The organism is Neisseria sp. HMSC070H10 (assembly GCF_001837635.1).
GTDB lineage: Bacteria > Pseudomonadota > Gammaproteobacteria > Burkholderiales > Neisseriaceae > Neisseria > Neisseria subflava_A.
In genome coordinates this window covers 47633-55190 of record NZ_KV833352.1, presented here as the reverse complement: position 1 = coordinate 55190, position 7558 = coordinate 47633, and the positions used below count along the sequence as shown (strand labels likewise).

Annotated in this window: 7 protein-coding genes and 2 tRNA genes; 3 read left to right on the top strand and 6 right to left on the bottom strand. The window is 47.1% G+C overall.

Annotated elements, in window-relative coordinates; genetic code table 11:
• From HMPREF2606_RS01110 to HMPREF2606_RS01100, 3 genes are all read right to left on the bottom strand, one after another.
• Positions 1-76 (bottom strand) — tRNA-Val (locus tag HMPREF2606_RS01110).
• Positions 77-201: 125 nt separating this feature from the next.
• The gene (gene ribA, locus HMPREF2606_RS01105) at positions 202-795 is read right to left on the bottom strand and encodes a GTP cyclohydrolase II (RefSeq protein ID WP_070843162.1); all 594 of its coding nucleotides are present in this window, start codon (positions 793-795) and stop codon (positions 202-204) included.
• A complete protein-coding gene (locus HMPREF2606_RS01100) occupies positions 788-1453 on the bottom strand; it encodes a hypothetical protein (RefSeq protein WP_070843161.1) in 666 nt (221 codons plus the stop codon). The genes ribA and HMPREF2606_RS01100 overlap by 8 nt, the downstream gene beginning before the upstream one ends.
• Positions 1454-1614: 161 nt before the next feature.
• Between HMPREF2606_RS01100 and HMPREF2606_RS01095 the strand changes: the two genes are divergently transcribed.
• Both HMPREF2606_RS01095 and HMPREF2606_RS01090 read left to right on the top strand, forming a co-directional pair.
• Positions 1615-1699: transfer RNA gene (locus HMPREF2606_RS01095), tRNA-Leu, on the top strand.
• A gap of 163 nt (positions 1700-1862) precedes the next feature.
• The gene (locus HMPREF2606_RS01090) at positions 1863-3203 is read left to right on the top strand and encodes a DUF2868 domain-containing protein (RefSeq protein WP_070843160.1); all 1341 of its coding nucleotides are present in this window, start codon (positions 1863-1865) and stop codon (positions 3201-3203) included.
• Positions 3204-3276: 73 nt separating this feature from the next.
• Here HMPREF2606_RS01090 and HMPREF2606_RS01085 read toward each other — a convergent pair whose 3' ends face one another.
• The 3 genes from HMPREF2606_RS01085 to grpE form a co-directional block, all read right to left on the bottom strand.
• Positions 3277-3495 carry a hypothetical protein gene (locus tag HMPREF2606_RS01085; RefSeq protein ID WP_070843159.1) on the bottom strand — a complete coding sequence of 73 codons (219 nt, stop codon included), beginning with the start codon at positions 3493-3495 and terminating at the stop codon, positions 3277-3279.
• 270 nt (positions 3496-3765) lie between these two features.
• Positions 3766-5694 carry a molecular chaperone DnaK gene (gene dnaK, locus HMPREF2606_RS01080; RefSeq protein ID WP_070843158.1) on the bottom strand — a complete coding sequence of 643 codons (1929 nt, stop codon included), beginning with the start codon at positions 5692-5694 and terminating at the stop codon, positions 3766-3768.
• Positions 5695-5998: 304 nt separating this feature from the next.
• The gene (gene grpE, locus HMPREF2606_RS01075; RefSeq protein ID WP_070711972.1) at positions 5999-6559 is read right to left on the bottom strand and encodes a nucleotide exchange factor GrpE; all 561 of its coding nucleotides are present in this window, start codon (positions 6557-6559) and stop codon (positions 5999-6001) included.
• Between the two features lie 150 nt (positions 6560-6709).
• Here grpE and cysE point away from each other — a divergent pair, with 150 nt between their 5' ends.
• Positions 6710-7528 (top strand): serine O-acetyltransferase, encoded by an 819-nt coding sequence (cysE, locus tag HMPREF2606_RS01070; protein WP_070592110.1) that lies wholly within the window; start codon positions 6710-6712, stop codon positions 7526-7528.
• The last annotated feature ends 30 nt before the right edge of the window (positions 7529-7558 follow it).

Below are 7558 nucleotides of genomic sequence, written 5' to 3'. Positions count from 1 at the left end.
TGGTGGGTGATGACGGAGTCGAACCGCCGACATTCTGCTTGTAAGGCAGACGCTCTACCAACTGAGCTAATCACCCGATAAGCCGATATTAAATCAAAAAATCAGGCTACGCGCAAGGTTTTTATTTAAATAAAAATATATCCCATTGAAAGAATATAGAATATTTTATTTAACCGCAAAAATTACCGTTATACCCATCTATCAATCGAAAATCAAATGCCCCAATTTATCCGCTTTAGTATGCAGATAACGTTCATTTTCCACATTTTCGCCGACATGTAATGCAATCCGTTCGACCACATTAATGCCGGAATCTTTCAACGTTTGGATTTTTTCAGGATTATTGGTCAACAACTTGACTTCACGAATATGCAGATAATCATAAATCTGCTTAGCCAAAGTGAAGTCGCGCGCATCAACAGGAAGGCCGAGCGCTACATTGGCTTCGACCGTATCCAAGCCCTGATCTTGCAGACGATAAGCACGGATTTTGTTTATCAAACCAATGCCCCTGCCTTCTTGGCGCAAATATACGATAACGCCACGCCCTTCTTTCTGAACGGCCTGCATCGCTGCTTGAAGCTGAGGGCCGCAATCACATTTCACTGAAAATAAAGCATCACCGGTCAGGCACTCAGAATGAATACGCGACAACACAGGCAGGCCGTCTGAAACATCGCCCATCGTCAATGCGACATGTTCCTGACCGCTCTCTTCTTCAAAGCCGTGCATGGTAAATTCGCCCCATTCCGTAGGCAAACGGCATGACGCGACAAACTTCAACGCGTTACTCATTTTCCGCTTCCTCGTTTTCAGCTACGCCCAAGAGGTTTTTCAAAGGTTCTGCCAAGGCTAATGCAAGGGCAATCCAGGCCACCAACACTTCGTCAGGCGCACCGTCCTTGACATCAAATTCAGCATATACCACGCCTAAAACTGCACCGCTGGACATACAGACAGGAACAGAAATCTGGCTCAAACCGGGATGATTGCGTTCGGCCGACAATTCACCAATTTCCTGCCAATACGCCACATTCTGACAAACATTCATCCAACCGCTTTGCGCCGTACGCACAGCTAAAAAAGCCTGTCCGGCCTGCTCGTCGATTGGAATCACATTTTCCAACGGCATGCCCCAACGGCTCAGTCGAACCAGCGATAACGCACCATCTTTCGGAAACGCAGTATAAACGGCTGCGCTTTTCAAATGCTCGGTGCGCTCGGCAACCGAATCCAAAGCCATAAAAATCTGTTTCAGCAACAATTCATGTTCGGCATCGACATAATCCGCCAACTGCCAACCATTTTCAGACGGCCACAAAATCGAACGCTCAACCGAAGCATTGCCCATTTTAATCACAGCCTGGGTAGTCAAATAAGCAACATGTATCTCATCCGCAGGCAACTTCAAACCTTGCGTCTGCAAAAAATCTTTAATCAATAAAGCAGGCATCTGCCCTTCCTCACCAATAGTAAAGTTGAGGCCGTCTGAAAACAAACCCTGCTTTCAGACGGCCGGAATAAACCATTATATAAGGGATAAACCGAAAAATTCAAGCAAACAAGACTTTGCGCCCCCATTAATCTTGTGTATAATCCACGGTTCAAATTAGTGCGGACGTGGCGAAATTGGTAGACGCACCAGATTTAGGTTCTGGCGCCGCGAGGTGTGAGAGTTCGAGTCTCTCCGTCCGCACCACACTCAAAATGAGCAGCTTTCGGGCTGCTTTTTTTACATCTATTCCACTATATACCCTATTCAAAATCAAAACTGCTTTTAATTTTTTGACCTTTGCAAAAAAGGGGTTTATTTGTGGGTATAACAGACGTTTCCATTTTATCTTTCAGACGGCCTATCATTTATGTTGAATCCATCGCAAAAACTTGTCGAATTGGTCCGTATCCTTGAAGAACGTGCCTATATTTTTCCGGGAGATCCTGTGCAGGCGACGGAAGCGTTGCGACATATTGATGGCGGCAATGAGGAAAAACTGATACGCCGCGCCCAAATTATTGACCGCGACCAGCATTTGAAATATGCGTTGCAACAGGTGGAGACAGGCTCGTTTTGGCTTTGGATTGTTGCGGCGACGTTGTTATTTACGGTCGGTTTTTCCAGCACTTATCTTTTGATGGACAATCAGGGGCTGAACTTTTTTCTGGTCTTGGCCGGGATTTTGGGCATGAATACAGTCATGCTGCTGGTGTGGCTGGCGACTTTATTCCTACGTTTGAAAAATGTGCACTTTATCAGCAGTCCGGCAACTTGGTTCCGAGGTAAAGACCCGGTCAATCAGGCAATTTTGCGGCTTTATGTGAATGAATGGCGCAAACCGCAAACGCGTTGGCTGATTGGTGCAACTTCACACGGCCTGTGGCTTTGTACGCTGTCGGGAATGTTGGTTTCTGTTTTGCTGCTGCTTTTGGTGCGTCAATATACGTTCAACTGGGAAAGTACGCTTTTAAGCAATACGGCATTGGTGAAAACGGTTGAGGCTTTGTCATGGCTGCCGGAACGTTTGGGCTTTCCTGTTCCCGACAGTCAGGCTGTGATTGCAGGCCGTCTGAACAACCATATCGAAGATGCGCGCGCTTGGGCTGGTTTACTCATCGGCAGCATTATCTGCTATGGCATTCTGCCACGCTTGCTTGCTTGGCTGGCTTGCAAGATTACTTTAAAAACCCTTCGCGAATGGTTGGATTTGAATCAGCCCTACTATCAAAACATCCTTCGCGCATGGCAAACGAAGATTGTTGATGCCGATGATTTTCAGGAAAACATTGTTCCCGTTTCGTCTAAAATTACGCTGAATAATGCTCCTAAATGGGCTGTTACACTGGAAACGGAATGGCCTGATCCGCTTTGGTTTTCCGGCGTTTTGGCGCAAGAATGGATAGACAAAGGCGTGGCTGCCGGCAGAAAAGATTTGGAACAATTAGAAGCCGAATTGAAACAAACTCCGGCGCAACTTCTCATCGGCGTACGCACGCAAACTGTTCCCGATCGCGGCATTTTGCGTCAAATCAGCCGCTTGGCCGAGGCTACGGATGGCGGCGTTATCATTCAGCTTTTGAATCAAGACAGTTTCTCTGAAGATTTGGATACCAAACTGGATTATTGGCGCGATGCGCTGGCAGAAAGAAACATTGCCTGGCTGGAGCCAACCCGTTTTGCACAAGAAAAACGGCAAAGCGCTATTTGACAGATAAACCGAAGGCCGTCTGAAACCTGATGTTTGGGTTTCAGACGGCCTTATTTATTGTTGAGGATTCATCTTAATGATGTTCGTGGCGATGCTCTTGATGATGTTTAGGCTTGGCTGCGTGGTGTTTGGCTTTAGGTGCAGGTTTTTTCATTTTTTGCGGTTTGGCTTTTTTGTACATACGCTCTTGTTTCGGATGCATTTCGTGTTTGCCGTGTGCAGAAGCGACAGGAGCCAATACCAAACCGACAGCCGCAACTATCAAAGAGGTCATTTGAATCAGTTTTTTCATATTTATCTTCTTTCAAGGGGTTGATTTGAGGTAAAAATAAGAATTTATTCACATTCATTAGCGATGGACAAATATTAATGGCTTTGACTGTCAGCTGCTGTCAGCATTCGGCGAAATCTGTTCAAAATTCGGCAATAGAAGTATGGCGACACGATGATATAGCATGGTTTTGAAAGTTTGCCGTCAATTTTGACAAAGCGTCTTTACACATTTCCCAAACGACAAAAAGCGCGAACCTTTCGATTCGCGCTTTTTTTCAGACGGCATCAATTATTTTTTGTCGTCTTTTACTTCTTCAAAGTCAGCATCTACAACGTCGTCGTCTTTCTTAGCGGAAGACTCGGCTTGTGCACCCTCGCCTGCTTGGGCTTCGGCTTGCGCTTGAGCGTAAACCATTTCGCCCAATTTTTGGCTGGCTGCGCCCAAAGCCTCGGCTTTGGCATCGATAGCGGCTTTGTCGTCACCTTTAACTACTTCTTCAGCTTCTTTCAACGCAGCTTCGATTTTTTCTTTCTCGGCAGCGTCAAGTTTGTCGCCGTAGTCAGCCAGAGATTTTTTCACAGAGTGAATCAGGGCTTCGGCTTGGTTGCGGGAAGCGACCAATTCAGTCAGTTTTTTATCTTCTTCAGCGTTGGCTTCGGCATCTTTTACCATGCGTTCGATTTCTTCTTCGCTCAAACCTGAAGAACCTTGGATGGTAATGTTGGCCGCTTTGCCGGTGCCTTTGTCTTTGGCAGAAACGTGCAAGATACCGTTGGCATCGATGTCGAAAGTAACTTCAATTTGTGGCATACCGCGTGGTGCAGGTGCGATGTCGCCCAAGTTGAACTGACCCAAAGATTTGTTGGCAGAAGCGCGTTCGCGTTCGCCTTGCAGTACGTGGATGGTTACTGCGCTTTGGTTGTCTTCGGCAGTTGAGAACACTTGAGACGCTTTAGTCGGAATAGTAGTGTTCTTTTGAATCAGCTTGGTCATCACGCCGCCCATGGTTTCGATACCCAAAGACAGAGGAGTTACGTCCAGCAGCAATACGTCGCTACGGCCGCCGCTCAATACTTCGCCTTGAATCGCTGCACCTACGGCAACAGCTTCATCAGGGTTCACGTCTTTACGAGGCTCTTTACCGAAGAAGGCTTTAACGGCTTCTTGTACTTTCGGCATACGGCTTTGACCACCAACCAAAATCACGTCGTCGATATCGCTGGTGCTCAAGCCGGCATCTTTCAATGCGATTTTGCAAGGCTCGATAGAACGTTGGATCAAATCTTCAACCAGGCTTTCAAATTTGGCACGGGTAATTTTCATGGCCAAGTGTTTAGGACCGGTTGCATCCATAGTGATGTATGGCAGGTTGATTTCAGTTTGCTGACCGCTGGACAATTCGATTTTGGCTTTTTCAGCAGCTTCTTTCAGACGTTGCAGAGCCATTACGTCTTGTTTCAAATCAATGCCTTGTTCTTTTTTGAACTCGTCAATGATGTAGTCGATCAAGCGTTGGTCGAAGTCTTCACCGCCCAAGAAAGTATCGCCGTTGGTAGCTAATACTTCGAATTGTTTGTCGCCGTCGAGGTTGGCGATTTCGATGATGGAAATATCGAAAGTACCGCCACCCAAGTCATATACGGCTACTTTGCGGTCTTTGTTGTCGCCTTTGTCCATACCGAATGCCAAAGCGGCAGCGGTCGGCTCGTTGATGATACGTTTTACTTCCAAACCTGCGATGCGGCCTGCGTCTTTGGTGGCTTGACGTTGGCTGTCGTTGAAGTAGGCCGGAACGGTAATCACGGCTTCAGTGACTTTCTCGCCCAAGTAAGCTTCAGCGGCTTCTTTCATTTTACGCAAAACTTCTGCGGAAATTTGAGGAGGAGACAGCTCTTTGCCTTGTGCTTTCACCCATGCATCGCCGTTGTTGGCTTTGATAATTTCGAAAGGCATAGATTCGATGTCGCGTTGAACTTCTTTGTCTTCAAATTTGTGGCCGATCAAACGTTTGGCGGCGTAAATAGTGTTTTTAGCGTTGGTTACCGCTTGGCGTTTGGCAGGCGCGCCAACGAGGATTTCGCCGCCGTCCAAATAAGCGATAACGGAAGGAGTGGTGCGTGCGCCTTCTGCGTTTTCGATCACTTTGGTTTGACCGTTTTCAGAAATGGCCAAACAAGAGTTGGTTGTACCTAAGTCAATACCGATTACTTTTGCCATATTATGTTGCTCCTAATAAATAAACTTTTCTAAATTAATAATCCTGTGGAACATTTCGTTCCGATGGCTTGTAAATAAGGTTGCTTCATTTTTTTTCAAGGCTTAATTTGAATTTTTTTTTAAATTAAATTCAAGTACTTGATTTATTTATCCACAAGCCGTTTATTCTTTTCTCAGACGGCCGGTTTTAATTTTCTGATTCCGGTTTATCGGAATGATTTTCCAATAGCGGAATATCGGGTTTTGAAACCGGATAAGGCCGTCTGAAGATTTTATGCTTGATAAACTTTATCAAGCGGTGCCTTCAATCTTCTTTTTTCGCCACGACAACCATCGCAGGACGCAGCACGCGGTCGGCCAATGTATAGCCTTTTTTCATCACGCTGACGATGGTATTCGGCTCTTGCTCGCTGACGACTGCCTGCATCGCTTGATGTTGGTGCGGATCGAGTTTGTCGCCCGGCTGCGGGTTGATTTCTTTAATGTGTGTGGCATCAAATGCTTTTTGCAGCTCGTTCAAAGTCATTTGCACACCCATTTTCAGCGCATCGAAATTGCCGCTTTGGTCCAGCAGCGCCATTTCGAGATAATCTTTAACCGGCAACATTTCTGCTGCAAATTTTTGTCCGGCGAATTTATGGGTATCGGCGATTTCCTGCTGATGGCGGCGGCGCAGGTTTTGCTCGTTTGCCAAACCGCGCAGCTCACTGTCTTTGAGTTGACCTTCCAACTCGGTGACACGCGCCTGCAGATCTTCGTAAGTCGGTTCTGCTTGTTTGGTTTCAACGGTTTCGGCAGTTTCTACGGCTGCCGCTTCTTCTGCTTCGTGTTGATGTTGTTCGTTATGCTCCGTCATTTCTGACATCCTTTTAGCGTGTTGATATTCGATATTTCATATATAAGGCCGTCTGAAAAAACTTCAAGCATTTGAACGTCGATTATCAAATGCCTTGTTAAAAGACGTTGGAAAACGGTAAGATAGCCATCTGATTTTATTCTTCAGACGGCCTCAAACATGAAAAAAGACCATTTGAATTCAACCGATTTTAATCTGTGGCACACCATCCGCGAAGAAACCGAAGCGGCCGCCGCGGCCGAGCCGATGCTGGCAAGCTTCCTGCACCAAACCGTGTTACGCCACGATTCGCTCGATTCGGTACTTGCCTACCATCTTTCCAGCAAGCTCGGCAGCCCGATTATGGATGTGCGTGCGCTGTTTGAAATTTATCAACAAGCTTTGAGCGTGGACACCCGTATCAGCAAATGCGTCGAGGCCGACTTGAAAGCCATTTATGAGCGCGACCCAGCTTGTGACGAATATTCGCTGCCGCTGTTGTATTTCAAAGGTTTCCACGCCGTACAGGCGCACCGTATCAACCACTGGCTCTATCAAAACGGCCGTAAAACGCTGGCGTATTTCCTGCAAAACCGCATGTCGGAAGTCTTCGGTGTTGACATTCACCCTGCCGCCCGTTTCGGTCACGGTTTGATGCTCGACCATGCCACCGGTTTTGTCGCCGGCGAAACCGCCGTCTTGGGCAACAATATTTCCATCCTCCACGGCGTAACGCTGGGCGGTTCGGGCAAAGAAAGCGGCGACCGCCACCCGAAAATCGGCAATGGCGTGATGATTGGTGCGAATGCCTCAATTTTGGGCAACATCCGCATTGGCGAAAATGCCAAAATCGGCGCAGGCAGCGTGGTGGTTGCCGACGTACCGTCTTCGATTACCGTTGTCGGCGTACCGGCCAAACCGGTCGGCCGCTCTTCCAAAACTCCGTCTGCCGATATGGATCAAAACATTCAATTATCGACTACGGATTTTGTGATTTAAGCAATCTGCCATTAAAAAAGGCCGTCTGAA